At 36.6% G+C, this 17910-nt stretch carries 15 protein-coding genes; 14 read left to right on the top strand and 1 reads right to left on the bottom strand.

All coding sequences use genetic code 11. The features are described 5' to 3' along the window. Positions 1 to 3: 3 nt before the first annotated feature. On the top strand, positions 4 to 1806 hold the full coding sequence (gene recQ, locus NH288_RS00145) for a DNA helicase RecQ (protein ID WP_265212148.1): 1803 nt from the start codon (positions 4 to 6) through the stop codon (positions 1804 to 1806). A 38-nt stretch (positions 1807 to 1844) separates the two neighbouring features. Here recQ and asnA read toward each other — a convergent pair whose 3' ends face one another. Then, a complete protein-coding gene (gene asnA, locus NH288_RS00140; protein ID WP_265212146.1) occupies positions 1845 to 2852 on the bottom strand; it encodes an aspartate--ammonia ligase in 1008 nt (335 codons plus the stop codon). A gap of 295 nt (positions 2853 to 3147) precedes the next feature. Between asnA and NH288_RS00135 the strand changes: the two genes are divergently transcribed. The 13 genes from NH288_RS00135 (at position 3148) to murJ (ending at position 17910) form a co-directional block, all read left to right on the top strand. Further along, entirely contained in the window at positions 3148 to 4533 is a 1386-nt protein-coding gene (locus NH288_RS00135) for a uracil-xanthine permease family protein (RefSeq protein ID WP_265212144.1), read from the top strand. Between the two features lie 140 nt (positions 4534 to 4673). Beyond that, positions 4674 to 5612 (top strand): substrate-binding domain-containing protein, encoded by a 939-nt coding sequence (locus NH288_RS00130; RefSeq protein ID WP_265212142.1) that lies wholly within the window; start codon positions 4674 to 4676, stop codon positions 5610 to 5612. Position 5613: 1 nt separating this feature from the next. Next, positions 5614 to 6477: a phosphate ABC transporter permease subunit PstC gene (gene pstC / locus NH288_RS00125; RefSeq protein ID WP_265212140.1), complete on the top strand. Its 864-nt coding sequence runs from the start codon at positions 5614 to 5616 to the stop codon at positions 6475 to 6477. 8 nt (positions 6478 to 6485) lie between these two features. After that, a complete protein-coding gene (pstA, locus tag NH288_RS00120; RefSeq protein ID WP_265212138.1) occupies positions 6486 to 7301 on the top strand; it encodes a phosphate ABC transporter permease PstA in 816 nt (271 codons plus the stop codon). A 113-nt stretch (positions 7302 to 7414) separates the two neighbouring features. After that, positions 7415 to 8170, top strand: a complete 756-nt coding sequence (gene pstB / locus NH288_RS00115) for a phosphate ABC transporter ATP-binding protein PstB (protein WP_265212286.1) — start codon at positions 7415 to 7417, stop codon at positions 8168 to 8170. Positions 8171 to 8174: 4 nt separating this feature from the next. Beyond that, positions 8175 to 8792, top strand: coding sequence for a PhoU domain-containing protein (locus NH288_RS00110; protein WP_265212136.1), 618 nt, complete (start codon positions 8175 to 8177; stop codon positions 8790 to 8792). Then, positions 8793 to 9452 (top strand): response regulator transcription factor, encoded by a 660-nt coding sequence (locus NH288_RS00105; RefSeq protein ID WP_106460808.1) that lies wholly within the window; start codon positions 8793 to 8795, stop codon positions 9450 to 9452. After that, positions 9449 to 10753, top strand: a complete 1305-nt coding sequence (locus NH288_RS00100) for a sensor histidine kinase (RefSeq protein ID WP_265212132.1) — start codon at positions 9449 to 9451, stop codon at positions 10751 to 10753. Before NH288_RS00105 ends, NH288_RS00100 begins: the two co-directional genes overlap by 4 nt. A 74-nt stretch (positions 10754 to 10827) precedes the next feature. Continuing rightward, entirely contained in the window at positions 10828 to 11136 is a 309-nt protein-coding gene (locus NH288_RS00095) for a hypothetical protein (RefSeq protein WP_106460806.1), read from the top strand. 22 nt (positions 11137 to 11158) lie between these two features. After that, the gene (locus NH288_RS00090; RefSeq protein WP_265212130.1) at positions 11159 to 12697 is read left to right on the top strand and encodes a 4Fe-4S dicluster domain-containing protein; all 1539 of its coding nucleotides are present in this window, start codon (positions 11159 to 11161) and stop codon (positions 12695 to 12697) included. Between the two features lie 186 nt (positions 12698 to 12883). Beyond that, positions 12884 to 14626 carry an ABC transporter ATP-binding protein/permease gene (locus NH288_RS00085; protein ID WP_265212128.1) on the top strand — a complete coding sequence of 581 codons (1743 nt, stop codon included), beginning with the start codon at positions 12884 to 12886 and terminating at the stop codon, positions 14624 to 14626. Further along, positions 14616 to 16274, top strand: coding sequence for an amino acid ABC transporter ATP-binding/permease protein (locus NH288_RS00080; RefSeq protein WP_265212126.1), 1659 nt, complete (start codon positions 14616 to 14618; stop codon positions 16272 to 16274). Before NH288_RS00085 ends, NH288_RS00080 begins: the two co-directional genes overlap by 11 nt. Positions 16275 to 16338: 64 nt before the next feature. Continuing rightward, positions 16339 to 17910, top strand: coding sequence for a murein biosynthesis integral membrane protein MurJ (murJ, locus tag NH288_RS00075; RefSeq protein ID WP_265212124.1), 1572 nt, complete (start codon positions 16339 to 16341; stop codon positions 17908 to 17910).

Below are 17910 nucleotides of genomic sequence, written 5' to 3'. Positions count from 1 at the left end.
AATATGACAGGAAAGATATTAGACAAACTAAAAAAATACTTTGGCTATGACTCCTTTAGGGCTGGCCAGGAGGATTTGATAAATAATATCCTAGAAGGAAGGGATGTGCTCGGAGTCCTACCTACCGGTGGAGGCAAATCAATTTGCTACCAGTTGCCAGCACTAATAAAGAATGGGACAGCTATTGTTATCTCTCCCTTAATTTCTTTAATGAAAGACCAAGTTGATGCCCTGAGGGAAGATGGGATAAGGGCGTGTTTTATAAACTCAAGCCAGGACTATGAGACTTATGTCAATACCCTAAAAGAAGTAAGAAATGGGGAAATAAAGCTATTATATGTGTCGCCAGAAAGGCTAGAAAATGAGTTTTTTAGAGACTTTTTAAAAGATATTGACATAAGTTTTGTGGCAGTTGATGAAGCCCACTGCATATCCCAATGGGGCCATGACTTTAGGCCTTCTTATAAGCTAATTCCAAGCCTTTATGAGATTTTAGGCGATGACCTACAAATTCTAGCCTTTACAGCCACAGCCACTAAAGAAGTTAGAGAAGATATAATAACAAATCTTAAACTTAAGGATCCCTTCATCAAAATTACAGGTTTTGACAGGCCCAACCTTAAATTTGAAATCAAAAAGCCCAAGGAAAAGCTAAAGTTTTTGAGAGATTATCTCAAAGATCACGAAAATGAATCGGGTATAATCTACGCATCTACCAGAAAAAGAGTTGATGACATAGATAGAAACTTAAAGGCCCTTGGCATAAAATCTACCAAATACCACGCAGGACTGACTGAGCTTGATAGAAAAAAGGCCCAGGAAGACTTCCTCTTTGATAAAAAAGATATAATCGTAGCGACAAATGCCTTTGGCATGGGGATAGATAAGTCAAATGTGCGTTTTGTAATTCACTACAATATGCCAAAGGATATGGAATCCTACTATCAAGAGGCAGGGAGAGCAGGCCGTGATGGGGAAAATTCTGACTGCATCCTACTCTATTCTGCCCAGGATATAATAATAAATAAACATCTTATAAACCAAACCGATAATATGGCCTACAGGAATGTCCAGCTTGAAAAACTCCAAACCATCATAAATTATGTAAATACGAGTAAGTGCCTAAGGTCCTATATACTTGAATATTTTGGTCAAGATGCGATTAATGACTGTGGATTTTGCTCAAATTGCCTGGAGACCAGCGAGAAAATCGATAAGACGGTTGACGCCCAGAAGATCCTATCCTGTATTTACAGGCTTGACCAGAGATATGGGATAAATACAGTCGTTGATTGCCTTAGGGGGTCTAAGAATAAAAACTCAAGAGAGAAAAATTTAGAAAATATTTCAACCTTTGGCATCATGGCCAAGACCAGCCAAAAGGAAATCAAGGATATGGTCGCAGCCCTTTTAGCAGATGGCTACATCAAGGTCAATGGTCTTGATTATCCAATCCTTGCCCTGACTGAAAAATCAAAGGATATCTTATTTTCCAAAGATAAGTTTTATATAAGAAAAAGAGAAGAAGAAAAATCAACCAGCAAAAAGCACAAGTCAATGGATCTAGCAAATGCCGACCAAGAAGACCTATTTGAAAGGCTCAGAAGCCTAAGATTAGAGCTTTCAAAACAAAGAAAAATCCCACCATTTATAATATTTTCCGACCAATCCCTAAAGGACATGGCTATAAATAAGCCAAAGACAGAGGAAGAATTCCTAAGGATAAAGGGAGTCGGAGAGAAAAAACTAATACAGTATGGTGATCTTTTTATAGCAGAGATTAAAGAATATTTGCGAGAAAATTAAAAATCGCTTAGAAGGCAAGAGCCTTTTAAGCGATTTTTTTATAGTAATTGGATTCCTTTGTTGGCGAGTGTCCTTCTTTGACTATCTGGCCAGTAGGATACTTGGACTTCTCCAATGTGAGCCTTTTGTAAGAAGAACATACAAAGCCTTGATTGACCGATTCCTCCACCTATAGTTTGTGGGAGCTTGTCATCAAGGAGGAGCCTGTGATAGTCGTATTTGAGCCTATCAAGGTTGCCTGATTGTTTTAATTGTTCATTAAGCCTATGGCTATCTACCCTGATTCCCATTGATGATAGCTCTAGGGCATCGTCAAGGACTGGGTTGTAGACGATTATATCTCCATTTAGGAGCCAATCATCATAGTCTGGGGCCCTGCCATCGTGTTTTTCACCATTTGATAAGAGAGAACCTATCTGCAATAAGAATATTGAACCAAATTCTTTTGCTGCTAGTATTTCTCTTTCTTTGGGATCCTTGTCAGGATACATATCGAGAAGCTCTTGGCTGGTAATAAACCTAATTTGATCTGTTAGAAGTTTGCTTCTTGTAGGTATTAGACCACAAAGATATTCATCAAGACTTTTCATGGTCCTGTAGATGATTTCTACTGTTTGTTTTAAATATTCTTCATTCCTATCTTCTTTATTAATTATTTTTTCCCAATCCCATTGGTCTACATAAAAGGAATGGGTATTATCAGGCTCTTCGCATGCTCTAATGGCGTTCATGTCTGTGTAGAGGCCTTCGTGGGTTTTAAATTTATATTCCATGAGGGCGTATCTTTTCCATTTGGCTAGGGAATGGACAATTTCCATTTCTTCGTTATCAGCCTCTGGCAAGTTAAATGATACTGGTTTTTCTACGCCATTTAGGTTGTCATTTAGGCCTGATTTGCTTGATACAAATAGGGGAGCCGATACCCTTTTTAAATTTAGGTTATTGGCTAGGTTGATTTGAAAATAATCTTTTATTTCCTTTATTAAAACTTGAGTCCTGTAAAGGTCCTCGTTTGACTTGTAGGCTTCTGGTATTACTAATTTCATTATTAATTCTCCATCTTCTATTTTTCGCTATTATTCTTCTATTTTACTTCTTTTATAGGAAAATAAAAATTGTACAAAACTAAAATTTTCTTTCGAAATTACTATAAAAAATAAGGTTTATAAATAACTTGACTTAAGGGATTTTAACTGTATAACTTATCTAGAAATGGTAGAAATAAATTTTTTGATTTATACATACTTATACTAGCCATTTCAAAAAAAGAACTAGGATAAATGAATAAGCTTGTCACCTGTAGGTGGCTTTTTCTTTGTCCAAAATAAAATAGGAGAGAAAATGGAAAGTAAATTTAAAGAATTGTTTCAATTTGAAGGCAAAGTTTCTTTCAAAGAAGCCTTCCCACTAGCTTTACAACACGTAATCGCAATGATTGCAGGTTGTGTAGCACCTGCTTTGATCTTTGCTGATGCAGCAGGCCTAAGTCACGCTGATAGCATTATACTTGTACAGATGGCCCTTATAGGATCAGCCCTCACTTCATTTTTGATGCTTTATCCAATAGGGATTTTGGGTAGTAAATTACCTATGATTTATGGTGTAGCCTTCCCATATGTACCAACCATGATTGCCCTTTGTGGTCAATTTGAATCACTAGGTCCCGAAGGAATTGTGGCCGTAGTTTTAGGAAGTCAATTAATAGGAGCTATTGTTTCTATAGTGTTCGGTCTTGCCCTCAAATATATAACACCATTTTTCCCACCTCTTGTATCAGGAACTGTAGTTTTGGCTATAGGCCTTACCCTATATCCAGTTGCTATTACAAATATGGGTGGAGCAGGATCAGTTATGGCCCCAGGTTGGGGAGCATGGCAATATTGGCTTGTTGGTATAATCACCCTTCTTGTAAATGTTGGTCTTAACCACTTTGGCAAGGGCATTACTAAACTTGCTTCAGTATTATTTGCCATGGTTGTTGGCTATATCATAGCATTTTTCTTTGATATGGTAGACTTATCACCAGTTAGGGAAGCAGGTTGGTTATCAGTAGCAGCACCACTTCACTTTGGCATAAAATTTGAACCATCAGCCATAATTTCCTTTGTAATTATCTTTATGGTTACATGTATAGAAGGAATTGGAGATATGTCATCAACCACCATCGGAGGAATGGATAGAAACCCAACAGATGATGAGCTTAGGGGAGGAATTGTAGGTTTTGGTGTGGCAAATGTTATAGGTGCCTTTATAGGATGTCTTCCAACAGCTACATTTTCACAAAACGTTGGTATTGTTTCAGTAAATAAGGTTATAAATAGAAGGGTATTTTTCCAAGCAGGACTCATAATTCTTATAGCAGGCTTTATGCCAAAAATATCATCCCTACTTACAACAATCCCAGCTCCAGTAGTAGGAGGCGCAACCCTTTCAGTATTTGCAGCCATCACTATGAATGGTATCAGGATGATAACCGAACAACCACTTACAGTGAGAAACACTTCTATAGTAGGAATTGCAATTGCTATTGGCTTTGGTTTTACAACCATAGTTACAACAGCTGAATCTGCAGGCATAACATTTATGCCAGAGGCTCTTAAAAATGCAATCGGGGTTTCTCCAGTAGTCCTTGCTGCTCTCACATCAATTTTGATGAATGTAATGATTCCTGAAACAGATGCAGATAAGAAGCAAGGATCAACTCTTGAAGAAGTCTTAGAAGGCTAAATTTTTTAAAAGAGACCAGTAAAATGGTCTTTTTTTGTGGGGATTTTTAGATTTTACATAGATTTTACATAACCTTAAAACGGATTTAGTATTGGCCTAGTATTATAGATATCGAAAGAAAAACTTTTAAGGAGTTAAAAATGAAAATTACAAATAAAAAAATTTTAGCAGCAACACTTTCACTAGGTCTTATCCTTGCAGGATGCGGAAATGGTGATCAGGCAAAAGAAGAAACAAAAACAGAAACAGCTACAGAGAAACCAGCAAAGGAAGAAGCAGCAAGCAAGACAGATGCAGCTGATTATGAATTTACTGTAGTTTCTAGAGAAGATGGTTCAGGTACAAGGGGTGCCTTCATAGAGCTAGTCGGCCTTGAAGAAGAAGTAGACGGCGAGAAAGAAGACATGACAACTCAAGCCGCAGTAGTTCAAAACTCTACCAATGCTGTTATGCAAACAGTAGCTGGCGATGAAGGAGCAATTGGCTATATCTCATTAGGTTCTCTAAATGATACAGTTAAGGCTGTTAAGGTAGAAGGAGTCGAGGCTACAGAAGAAAACATAGCTTCTGGCGAATATAAGATTTCTAGACCATTTAACCTTGCCTACAAAGAAGCTGAATTATCAGACCTTGCCAAAGACTTCCTTAAATTTGTAATAAGCGAAGATGCCCAAGCCCTAAGCCTAGAAGAAGGCTATGTCCCACTTAAGGATTCTGAAAAATACCAGGCAAGTGGTGCTAAGGGAACACTCACAGTAGCAGGTTCTACCTCAGTAACCCCACTTATGGAAAAAATGGTAGAAAAATATAAGGAACTAAATCCAGAAGCCAACATCGAAATCCAATCAACTGGATCATCTGCAGGAATCGAAGCAGTAATAGATGGGGCAGCTGACATAGCAATGGCATCTCGTGAACTAAAAGATGAAGAAAAAGACAAGCTAGCCGTGGAGGTAATAGCTACAGATGGTATAGCCGTAATAGTAAATAAAGACAGTAAGATTGAAGATTTGACCATAGACCAATTAAAGCAAATCTTTAAGGGCGAAATCACAAATACAAGCGAATTAGGAAAGTAAAATGGAAAAGATAAGGGAAAAAATCGGCGAGATAATTTTCCTCTTGTCTGCAGTGATGTCCGTATTTCTTATCTTACTTATCATATTCTTCATATTTTCTGAGGGTATGAAGTTTGTAAATGAATACGGACTTTTAAAATTCATCACAGGCTCAACTTGGAAACCAACTGCAGGCAATCCAAAATTTGGTATAAAACCAATGATAGTAGGATCTATTATCATAACCTTAGTATCAACATTAATAGCAGTACCATTTGGCCTAGCCATATCAATCTTCATGGCCTATTATTCCAAAAAATCATACGGCTCGCTCAAGTCACTCATCAACCTCATGGCAGCAATCCCATCAGTAGTATATGGTTTCTTTGCAATGATGGTCCTAGTGCCTTTAGTTAAGGATATATTTGGAGTAAAAAGTGGTATGAACATGCTCACAGCATCCCTCCTCCTTGCCATCATGGTCCTACCGACTATGGTAAATATCTCAGAAAACTCCCTAAGGCAGGTGCCAAAGACCTTTATGACAGGATCCCTTGCCCTTGGAGCAAGCAAGGAAGAGACCATTGCCAAGGTCCTAGTGCCATATGCCAAATCAGGAATATTTTCATCAATAATCCTTGCCATAGGCAGAGCCATAGGTGAAACCATGGCAGTCTACCTAGTCATAGGTAACCAGCCTATGATGCCAACATCCCTCCTAAAGGGAGCAAGAACCCTAACAACAAACATAGTACTAGAGATGGGTTATGCATCAGGTATGCACAGGCAGGCCCTAATAGCTACAGGCATGGTCCTCTTTTGCTTTATCCTGATCATAAACATATTATTTAATATCATACGAAATAAAACAGAAAGCAAATTTTAGGAGCTAAGATGAGTAAATTATTTAAAGGTCTAATAATGAACCTAACAACCCTAGGCTATGCTGTATCGGGAATCATCATCGCCTATATCCTATTTGAAGGGATACCTAATATATCGCCGGGACTTTTCTCTCTGAAATACACATCAGAAAATGTCTCAATCATGCCTTCCTTGATAGCAACCCTGATGACAATCCTTCTAACCCTAATCGTGTCCCTACCAGTAGGAATCTTTACAGCCATCTACCTATCAAATTACGCAAAAAACAAATTTTTAATAAAGGCAGTTAGGTTTTCAACAGAAATCCTATCATCAATCCCATCTATAGTCTATGGCTTGTTTGGCTACCTATTTTTTGTAACAAGAACTGGACTTGGACTTGGAATGAAATATTCTCTCCTTGCAGGATGTTTGACAGTAGCAATCATGGTCCTACCTACAATCATAAGGACCACAGAAGAGGCAATTCTTACAGTAAACCCTCAAAAGGCCCAAGCATCCCTAGCTCTAGGAGCGACAAAGATCCAGACCATCTTTAAGGTGATACTTCCAGATGCCATGGACGGAATCCTAGGGGGAATCTTCCTTTCAACAGGAAGAATAGTAGGAGAATCTGCAGCCCTAATCTATACAATGGGAACCCACCCAGAAATACCAAAAAGTTTATTTGACTCAGCAAGAACTATGGCAGTGCACATGTATGTCCTATCAAGTGAGGGATTTCATGTAAAAGAAGCCTATGCCACAGCGGTCCTACTACTTGTTTTTGTAGTGATAATAAACTTCCTATCTGCAAAAATAAGCAAGAAAATAGTCAAAGCTTAGGAGAAAAAATGGAGAATAAAAAAGAAAAGTCTCTTGAAAAAAATATAGACCAAGAGCTAAAAGATATAAAAAAATCAAACAAAAAAATCTTTAAGGAAAGAGTAGTCGAGGATATGGGCACATCAATCCTTGTAAAGGACTTAAAGCTATGGTATGACGACTTCATGGCCTTAAAAAATATAAATATGGATATCAAAAAAGGCAAGGTAACAGCCTTTATAGGCCCCTCTGGCTGTGGCAAGTCTACAACCCTAAAATGCTTTAATAGGATGAATGACCTTGTTGATTCGTGTAAAATAGAAGGTTTAATAGAAATAGAGGGGCAGGATATTTACAAAAAAGATGTGGATGTCGTCTCCCTTCGTAGAAATGTAGGCATGGTCTTCCAATCACCAAACCCTTTTTCAAAATCAATCTATGACAATATAACATACGGGCCAAAAATAAGTGGAATCAGGGATAAGGACAGTCTTGATGAAATCGTAGAAAAATCCCTAAAATCTGCAGCAATTTGGGATGAGGTAAAGGACAAGCTTAAGCAAAATGCCCTATCACTATCAGGTGGCCAGCAGCAAAGGATATGTATAGCAAGGACCCTATCAGTAAATCCTGAAATAATTCTAATGGATGAGCCAACAAGTGCCCTAGATCCAATATCAACAGCAGCCATAGAAGAGCTAATGGATCAGCTAAAAGAAAATTACACTATAGTAATAGTAACCCACAACATGCAACAGGCAGCGAGGATTTCTGACCAAACAGCCTTCTTCCTAACAGGAGAAGTCATAGAGATGGATGATACCAAAAAAATCTTTGAAAACCCAGCTGATAAGAGGACCGAAGATTATATCACAGGAAGGTTTGGATGATATGATGAGAAGTAGATTTATAAACGACCTAGATTCAATCAAGGAAATGTCAAGCAAGGTCAACAAGCTAATATTAATATCCTATGATAGATTTGACCTATATTTGGAAAGCAAGAATAAAGAAAATTTAGACCATGTAATAGAGCTTTATGATGATATTAGAAGGGGAGCAAGCGGGGTAGAAAATTTCTGCTTTGAACTCCTTGCCCTCCAACAACCGGTAGCAAGCGATTTAAGGTTTTTGCAAATGGAAATAAAGCTTGCCTCAAGTCAAAAAAGAATCGCAAGCCATCTCACATCGGCAGCGACCATCCTGAAAGAATACGACCTTACAGAAGAAGAGACAAACTTTTTAAAGAAATTCATAGCCAATGAAAAGAAAATGGCTCTTGATTCTATGAATGCTTTTGTAAATGATGATAAGGACCTAGCCCATAAAACCATAGAAAAAGACCAAATAAACAACAAATTATTTGTAGATGCTATAAATTATACAGCAAAACTAAACAAAGACGATAAGATAGGAGCGGTGGAATTATCAAATAAAATCCTCTTATTCAAATACTTTGAAAGATTAGGAGATAGGCTAAGAAGAGTAGCAGAATTAGCAACGAGGTTATAAATGATATATGTAGTTGAAGATGACAAGGCAATAAGAAATTTAGTAGCCTACGCCCTAGGCGAGAAGGGCTATGAGCTAAAGACCTTTGAGGATGGAATCGATATAGTAGATATCATAAGGGATAAGCCTTGCGATTTATTACTTCTTGACCTAATGCTGCCAGGCAAGGACGGGATAGAAATTTTAAAGGAAATAAGAGAATTTTCTGACCTGCCAGTAATAATCCTTACAGCCAAGACCGATGAATTTGACAAGGTCCTAGGCCTAGAAAGTGGGGCAGATGACTATATAAGTAAGCCTTTTTCAATCCTAGAACTTTTAAGTAGGGTCAAGGCAGTCCTAAGAAGGTCAAACAAGAAAGATACCGACCATATCAACTACAAAAACATAAGCATTAACACAAAAAAACGTACGGTCAAGGTCGATGGGGAAAAAATTGACCTAACCTACAAAGAATTTGAAATGCTAAATTTATTTATGAACAACTTAAGTAATGTCATAACCAGGGATGATTTTCTAATAAAAATCTGGGGCTATGACTACCAAGGAGAAACAAGAACCGTAGATGTCCATATAGCAAGCTTAAGAAGCAAGCTAAAGGATGCGGGAAAATATATAAAGACAGTAAGAAATCTCGGTTATAAATTTGGAGAAATATGAAAAAGTTAACTAAAAAATCCCTAATCACATCAGCAACCATAGCTAGCATCCTAGCTGTGGTTGTAGCTTTATATAGCAAAGATTACATAAATATCTTAATATTTTATCTAGGAAGTCTTGCAATTTTAATTTGGTCGCACCTCTTTATAGATAAAAAACTTGATAGCTATGCAAGCAAGGTCAGTGATTTCAATAAATATTACGATTTCAAAGACATAGGCGATGATTTTGAAGATGTGGGCAAGATTTATAGAAATTTATTAAATAAAAATGTTAGACTAGAAAAAAAAGTCTCCATTCTAGAAAGAAAGATTGACCAGCTTAAGGCTATGACATCAAACATGGAAGAAGGATTTATCATTTTTGATAGCAAGGGTAAGGTAGATATGATGAATGAATCTGCCAAGACCTTCCTAAATAAGGATGAGAGTGTCCATCTAGAAAATCTAATCAACAAAAAAGAATACCTCCTTGCCGTAAGGGAAGTAAAGCTTACATCTAAGTCCAGATCCCTATCTATAGACGTAAATAATTACCATCTAAAATTATTTATAGACCCGATAAACGAGGACTGGAAGATGGGCTTTGTAGTCATAGTCATAGATTATTCGGAAACTAGGAAGGCAGAGCTAATGAGAAGGGAATTTTCTGGCAATGTCACCCACGAACTAAAAAGCCCACTTACATCAATAAATGGCTACGCAGAGCTAATTGCTACAGGCCTAGCTAAGGATAAAGACATAAGAGAATTTGCTCAGATTATTTATGAAGAAGGCAATAGACTCTTAGAAATAATTGATGATATCCTAAAAATATCAAGGCTAGATGAGAGAGATTTTGAACTAAGCAAGAGTCCGATAGATTTAAAAGATGAAATAGATACAATAATCAAAAAATTTGCCCATGCATCTGATAAAAAGGGCATAAAAGTAATAAACCGCCTAGATAATTTTAAAATTTATAGCCAGAAATCTTTATTTGTCGACCTCTTATCAAATATTTACGAAAATGCCATCAAATATAATAAGGAAGGAGGAGAAATTGAAATATATTCAATCCTTGAAGCAAGCTCTATAAAGCTTTGTATAAGGGACACAGGAATAGGGATTGCAAATTCTGACATCAAAAGAGTCTTTGAAAGATTTTATGTGGTAGATAAGTCTAGGGACAGGAAGGTGAAATCAACTGGTCTTGGCCTATCTATAGTCAAACATATAGCAGATTATTTAGAAATGAATATAAGTTTAGAAAGTACTCTGGGAGAGGGTTCTACCTTTATCATTAATATAAATTTAGAATAAAATGCAAATCCATATTGAAATAAAGTGTTAAATTTGTTACAATCATAGTAGGACTAAATAAAAAGGAGAATAAAATGAAGGTAACTATATGCTCATGTGCTAGGTGTACTGCCCACGGCAATGAATATTTACATGATTCAGCTGAAATAGTAAAAAGGGATGTGGAAGTTGCTTACGAAGTAGATGATCTAGGTAATGCTCCAGAGATTGAAATAATCTACGCAAACATAATGGATGAAGTTGAAGATTCAAAAAGACTATCACCAATTGTCAAAATTGATGACGAATACATAACAAAAGCAAAACCAGAAGTATTGATGGATAAGATGTATAGCACTATCAATGTTGATAGGCAGGCTAAGAAAAAAGCAAAGAATAAGTAAAAAATAAGTAGTTGAGGTAATAATGAAAGAATCGTACATAGATATATTAAACATAAGAAGGATGGCTTTTGAGGCAGTTGCAAAAATTGCCTACGAAAATAGGCCACTAACAGATATTGGACTAGAAGTTTATAACATACTTCCAGGTGAGGAAGCATCTTACAGGGAAAATATCTTTAGAGAAAGAGCTGTAATGGGCGAGAGACTAAGGATGTGTATAGGTCTTGATGCAAGAACAGCTGACAAGACAGAAGCCATAACAGCAGGCCTAGATGGAATGGATGTCGACAGAAGAATCTACCACCCACCTTTAGTACAAGTTATCAAAATCGCCTGCGAAGCTTGTCCAGAAAATAAGGTAACAGTTACAGACCAATGCCACGCTTGTATAGGCCACCCATGTGTAAATGTCTGCCCTAAAAACGCAGTCAGCTATTCAGCAAAGGGTGCTGTAATTGACCAAGATAAGTGTATCAAATGCGGCAAGTGCGTGGATGCTTGTCCATATAATGCAATCAACCACCAAAAGAGACCTTGTGCAGAATCTTGTGGTGTTAAGGCAATCAAATCAGACGAACTAGGCCGTGCATCAATAGATGAAGATAAGTGTGTAGCTTGTGGTAGATGTATCATAACCTGCCCATTTGGTGCCATCTCAGATAAGGGAGAAATTTACCAATTAATAAAATCTCTCCAATCAGATAGAAAAGTATATGCTATAGTAGCTCCTTCCTTTGTTGGCCAATTTGGAGCAAATGTAAGCCCAAAACAAATTAGAGAAGCTGTTAAAATGCTAGGCTTTGATGATATGATAGAAGTAGGACTTGGTGCTGACCTTACAACCATGAACGAAGCACACGAATTCTTAGAATCTGTACCAACAGGCAAGATTCCATTTATGGGTACATCATGCTGCTTCTCTTGGAAACTTATGGTAAGGAAGAACTTCCCAGACATTAACGACAAGATTTCAGAATCATCAACACCAATGATCTACTCAGGTAAGCAAATGAAAAAACGTGATCCAAACTGTGAAGTAGTATTCATAGGACCATGTATTTCTAAAAAGCTTGAAGCCCTAGAACCAGAAGTAGCTGAGGTAATAGACTTTGTAATAACCTACGAAGAGCTTCTAGGAATGCTCCTTGCTAAAGGTATTGAGCCAGCTGAGATAGAAGTAGAAGATGAAATCATGGATGCTTCAGAAACAGGTAGATACTACGCAGTAAGCGGTGGAGTAGCTAAGGCAGTTGAAAAGAGAATCCATGAAATAGATCCTGATGTAAAAGTAGAAATGGAAAATGCAGAAGGTTTAGCTGACTGTGTCAAACTGGCAAGAATGGCTAAACTTGGCAAGATGAATGGTAAGCTAATCGAAGGAATGGCTTGTATGGGAGGCTGTGTAGGCGGTCCTGGTACAGTAGTTGACGATAGAAAGAGCGGCAAGGCAGTTTTAGCCTTCTCTAAAGAATCAATCTTCAAATCTCCAGCAGACAATACCAATATCCCAGCTGAAGATAGGCCAGATGATAGCAAACTACAAGTAAAAATAGAAGACTAAAAAACACTTAAAATGACAGGCAAAGACATTAACTTTGCTTGTCTTTTTTTATTGGTAAGATTTAAAATTCGTTAAAAAATCTGATAGTGAAAATCAATTGCAGGCTTTTAAAAAATATGATAAAATAAAAATGAACAATGTTCGATATTTAAAGAACCTTGTAATTTAATATATAAAGGAAAGCATATGATCAATAAAAAACTTATGAAAATCTTGCAAGGATCAAAAAAATACCTCTATTGGAATTTATTTTTTAGAATCTTGTCCTTGCTTATGCAAATCGGAATAGTCTCAATCTTTAGCCAGACTCTTTTTTGTCTTTTAAGAAACAGTCTTGAAGAAATATCTCTTTGGCAAATAGTTTTATTTGGATTTTTGCTCATATCTATAAAACTTTTTAGTCAATATATGGCAAGCCGCATAGCCTTTATTTCTACTAAGGCCATCAAAGAGAAGATGAGAAAGATAATTTTTGAGAAAATGATGGATGATAGGATAAATTATAGGGATAAACTATCAACATCATCGCTTTTACAATTATCTGTAGAGGGAGTAGACCAGCTAGAAATATATTTTACATCCTACTTGCCTCAACTTTACTATAGCTTCCTAGCTGCTTTTATTATCTTTATATTTATAGGATACATAAGCATAGATGCAGCTATTTGCATGATTTTGTGCCTGCCACTTATTCCCGTATCAATAATTCTGGTACAAAAGATAGCCAAAAAATTATTAGGTTCTTACTGGACATCTTATACCAACCTAGCCGATATTTTTCTAGAAAACCTAGAAGGCCTTACCGAATTAAAAATCTATGATGCAGATGAGTCTAGGCAAAATTTGATGGATGACTTTGCTGAAAAATTTAGGAAGGCTACCATGAGAGTCCTACTCATGCAGCTTAATTCCACATCCATAATGGATATAATAGCCTATGGTGGGACAGCTGCAGGCATTGGCATTGCTATCTTGGAATTTTCAAAAAATTCTATAAATATATTTGGTCTTACTTTTATAATCCTACTAGCAGCAGAATTTTTCCTACCTCTTAGGTTGTTAGGGTCATTTTTCCATATAGCTATGAATGGTATAGCAGCTTCTAATAAGCTGATGGCCCTCATAGATAGCGATAGCAAGGAAGTTGGCAAAGAAATAATAAAGGAAGATAAGCTTGGTATATCTTTTAAAAATGTGAGTTTTTCTTATGATGATCAGAGGAAAATTCTGGATAATATAAGTCTTGATATAAGACCAAAGCAGCTAACAAGCTTAGTTGGAGTCAGTGGTTCTGGCAAATCTACTATAGCTAGGCTAATAAAAGATTCAAAACTTAGCTATAGTGGGGAAATTCTACTAAATGATATAGAAAAGACTTCCTATTTTCCAGGAAATCTCAATAAAAACATTGTAAATATAGACTTTAATGCAAGACTTTTTAAGGGAAGTGTGAGGGAAAATTTATCTATAGCGAATTCTGCTTTAAGTGATGAAGATATGATAGGTGCTCTTAAAAAAGTAAACCTGTATGAATTTTTTGAAAGCCTTTCAGGTCTTGATACTCCTATTTTAGAAGAAGCTTCAAACCTATCAGGTGGTCAAAGACAAAGACTAGCCCTTGCTAGGGCTCTACTTTTTAAGGCTAAGTTATATATCTTTGATGAGGCAACAAGCAATATAGATGGGGAAAATGAAAGAGAGATAATGAAAGTGATAAGAAAGCTTGCCGAGGAAAAATCAGTCCTTATCATCTCACACAAGCTTATAAATCTTGTGGATAGCGATATAATTTATTTTCTCGAAGATGGAAAAATTAAGGCAAGTGGTGATCATGAAAGTCTTTATAGGTCTTGTGAGCCTTATAAGAATATCTTTGATAAGCAAGAAGAGCTTTGCTCTTATGCTATGGGGGTAGGAAATGAAAAATAGAAGAAGTGGTCTTGTGGTCATGAAAAATATGATTGGCCTTGTAGGGGACCTAAAAATATATATGTTTATAGCAGCCTTTATTGGAACGCTTGGTCATTTGTGTGCAAGTTTTGTCACGATTTTTGCAGGCTACGGTCTTTTAGCTAATATAAATAATGATGGTAGGAATATTTTCTTTATCAAGCTAATGTTTGCCATAGCAATCTTAAGGGGGATTTTCCACTATATAGAGCAATACGCCAACCATTACCTGGCCTTTAAAATTTTGGCAAAGATAAGGCACTTAGTTTTTAAGAAAATGAGAAGCCTGGCTCCTGCAAAATTATCAGGCAAGGATAGGGGCAATCTTATAAGCCTAATTACATCAGATATAGAGCTTTTGGAGGTATTCTATGCCCACACCATTTCCCCAATAGCCATAGCGATTTTGTATATGATATGTATGGAAATATTTATAGGGAGCTTTTCAATCTACCAAGCCCTCCTTGCCTTAATGGCCTACCTAAGTCTTGGCGTCCTTTGTCCATATTTTATAAGTAGAAAAAATTCTGAACTAGGGCTTGACCTAAGAAATAAAAATGGAGACTTAAATTCCTTTGTTCTTGAAACAATCAGAAATATAGACGAAGTAAAGCAATTTGACCTTAGGGATTCTAAGCTAAAGACTTTAAGAAATAAATCCAGGTCTCTAAGAAAAACTGCCAACAAACTCGATATATTAAAATCAAAATCAGAAGCTATGATAGGGGCTTTGATCTTAGTTTTTAGCTTTTTGATGTTAATTTTATCAGTCTACCTATTTCAAAATAAAATCATAGACATAAAGGGAGTTGTAATTCCAGTCCTTGCTATGTTTTCAAGCTTTGGACCTTTTGTAGCCCTATCAAATCTAGGCAATATCTTATCCCACACCCTTGCTAGTGGTGATAGGATTTTAGACCTCTTAGAAGAAGAGCCCCTTGTAAAAGAAGTCGAAGGATATTTAGACATGGAAAAATTTGAAAGCGCAAGTATTTCTGATATTTCCTTTGCTTACAAGGATGAAAAAATTATAGAAGGCTTATCTTTGGATATACCTAAAAATAAAATCTTGGCTATATATGGTAAAAGCGGCTCAGGTAAGTCAACTCTACTTAGGTTATTGATGAGATTTTGGGATGTTGATTCTGGAAAGATAGAAATAAATGAAGAAAATATACAAAATATCCCAAGCAAAAACTTAAGGCAAATGCAAGCTCTCTTGGGTCAAGATACTTATATATTCAATATCAGCCTAAAAGATAATATAAGAATTGGAAAAATTGGGGCAAGTGATGAAGAGATTATACAAGCTGCTAAAAAAGCCTCAATCCATGAATTTATAGAATCTCTCCCTGATGGCTATGACACTTTGGCAGGAGAGCTTGGAGATAGCTTTTCAGCTGGAGAAAGGCAAAGAATTGGCATAGCCAGGGCCTTTCTCCATGATGCAGACCTTATGCTCTTTGACGAACCGACATCTAATCTTGATATCTTAAACGAGGCGACAATACTTAAGTCAATCAAAAAGGCTAGTAAGAATAAGACCATCCTTCTGGTAAGCCATAACCTATCTAGCTTATCAATTGCAGATGAAAAAATAAAAATAGAGTCAATGAGGAAATCTTAGCATATATTTGTCCTTTATAAGCTTAAATGATATAATAACACATATGATATAAAGAGAGGTTCTTATGGGACAAACAACACTCATGCTTATGATCATAACCATAGTCTCCAAAGTCTTTGGCTTTGCCAGAGAGGCTGTAATGGCATCCTTTATCGGGGCAAGTGATCTAAAAAGCATTTACACAACAGCCAATACCCTGCCAGTAGTTGCAGCAAACTTTGTGGCAGTCGGTATTATTTCAGGTTTCATACCAATATATAACAAGGCAAAAAATGAGGAGGGCGAAGCGGCCGCTGAGGAATTTACATCAAATATTTTCAATATTTTGATGAGATTTGGCCTTGTTGCAGTAGTCCTTGGTATAATTTTTGCAAGATCATTTTCAAAAATTTTAAGCCCATCCCTAGAGGGAGAGTGGCTAGATCTTGCCACAAATTACACCAGGATAATGATGTTTGCAGTCTTTGCTTACCTTTATTCAGCAGTCTTTAGGGGATATCTAAATCTAAAGGGTAATTTCTTTGACCCAGCCATAACCGGTATATTGATGAATGTGATTATAATAATTTTCACCATCCTAACCGGTATTACTGGCAATCCTTACCTTTTAATAATCGGGGCACTTTTAGGAAATGTTCTCCAGTATATCCTATTTCCAAAGGCTGCGAAAGATGCAGGTTATGAGCATAAGAGAACATTTGATATTCATAATAAATATGTAAGAAGCTTAATGCTCATATCAATTCCGATTATAATATCATCTGCGGCAGGCGAGCTTTCTATAATTGCAGATAACTCAATGGCTTCAGCCTTTTTTGGCAAGGCTGCCATATCAAAGCTATTTTACTCAAAGACCATGCTTACCCTAATCACAGGTGTAATTACAGTTTCTGTAACCACAGCTATTTTTCCAAAGATTGCAAGCCTTGGCCAAGCTGGTGAGTTTGAGCAGATGAAGGGGGAAATATCATCTGCAGTTGTCACTACTATGAGTCTAGTAATACCTGCCACAATAGGCATGATGGTTTTATCTAGACCAATAATAGAGCTTGTTTTTGAAAGAAATGCCTTTACAAGCGATGATACAGCCATAGTTGCAAGTTTGCTTACAGCCTACTCACCTTATATAATTTTCCAATCATTGTCAGATGTGGTAGATAGGGGATTTTATGCGGTAGGCGATAGCAAGACACCGGTTATAATTGTAGTTACCCAACAGGTTTTAAATATTATCCTAAACTTTATACTAATTAAGTTTTTTGATTTAGTTGGACTTGCCTATGCCACAGTTTTATCAACTGCCATAGGATCAGCCTTTATGCTTTATAAGTTTAGGGATAATTTTGGGGCCTTTAACTTTAGACAGGCTGCCATATCTTTAGGTAAGATTATTCTTGCTACATGCATAATGGCATCTCTTGCCATGCTTACCTATTCAGGACTTGCAGGCAAAATAAGCCATATAATAGCTCTCTTTGGGGCAATTATTGTGGCAGGATTTGTTTATGTTTTGCTTATATTACTTGCTAGGATTCCAGAAGTTATGGAACTTGTCAACCAAATTTATCATAAGATATTTGGAAGAAGGGAAAAAGAAAAAAGAGTAGCAAAGAAAAAAAGAAAACAAAGATATTAA

Origin of the sequence: Anaerococcus sp. NML200537 (assembly GCF_026131715.1) — a bacterium.
In the GTDB taxonomy this organism is placed as follows: Bacteria; Bacillota; Clostridia; order Tissierellales; family Peptoniphilaceae; genus Anaerococcus; species Anaerococcus kampingae.
This window is presented reverse-complemented; position numbering and strand designations above follow the sequence as displayed.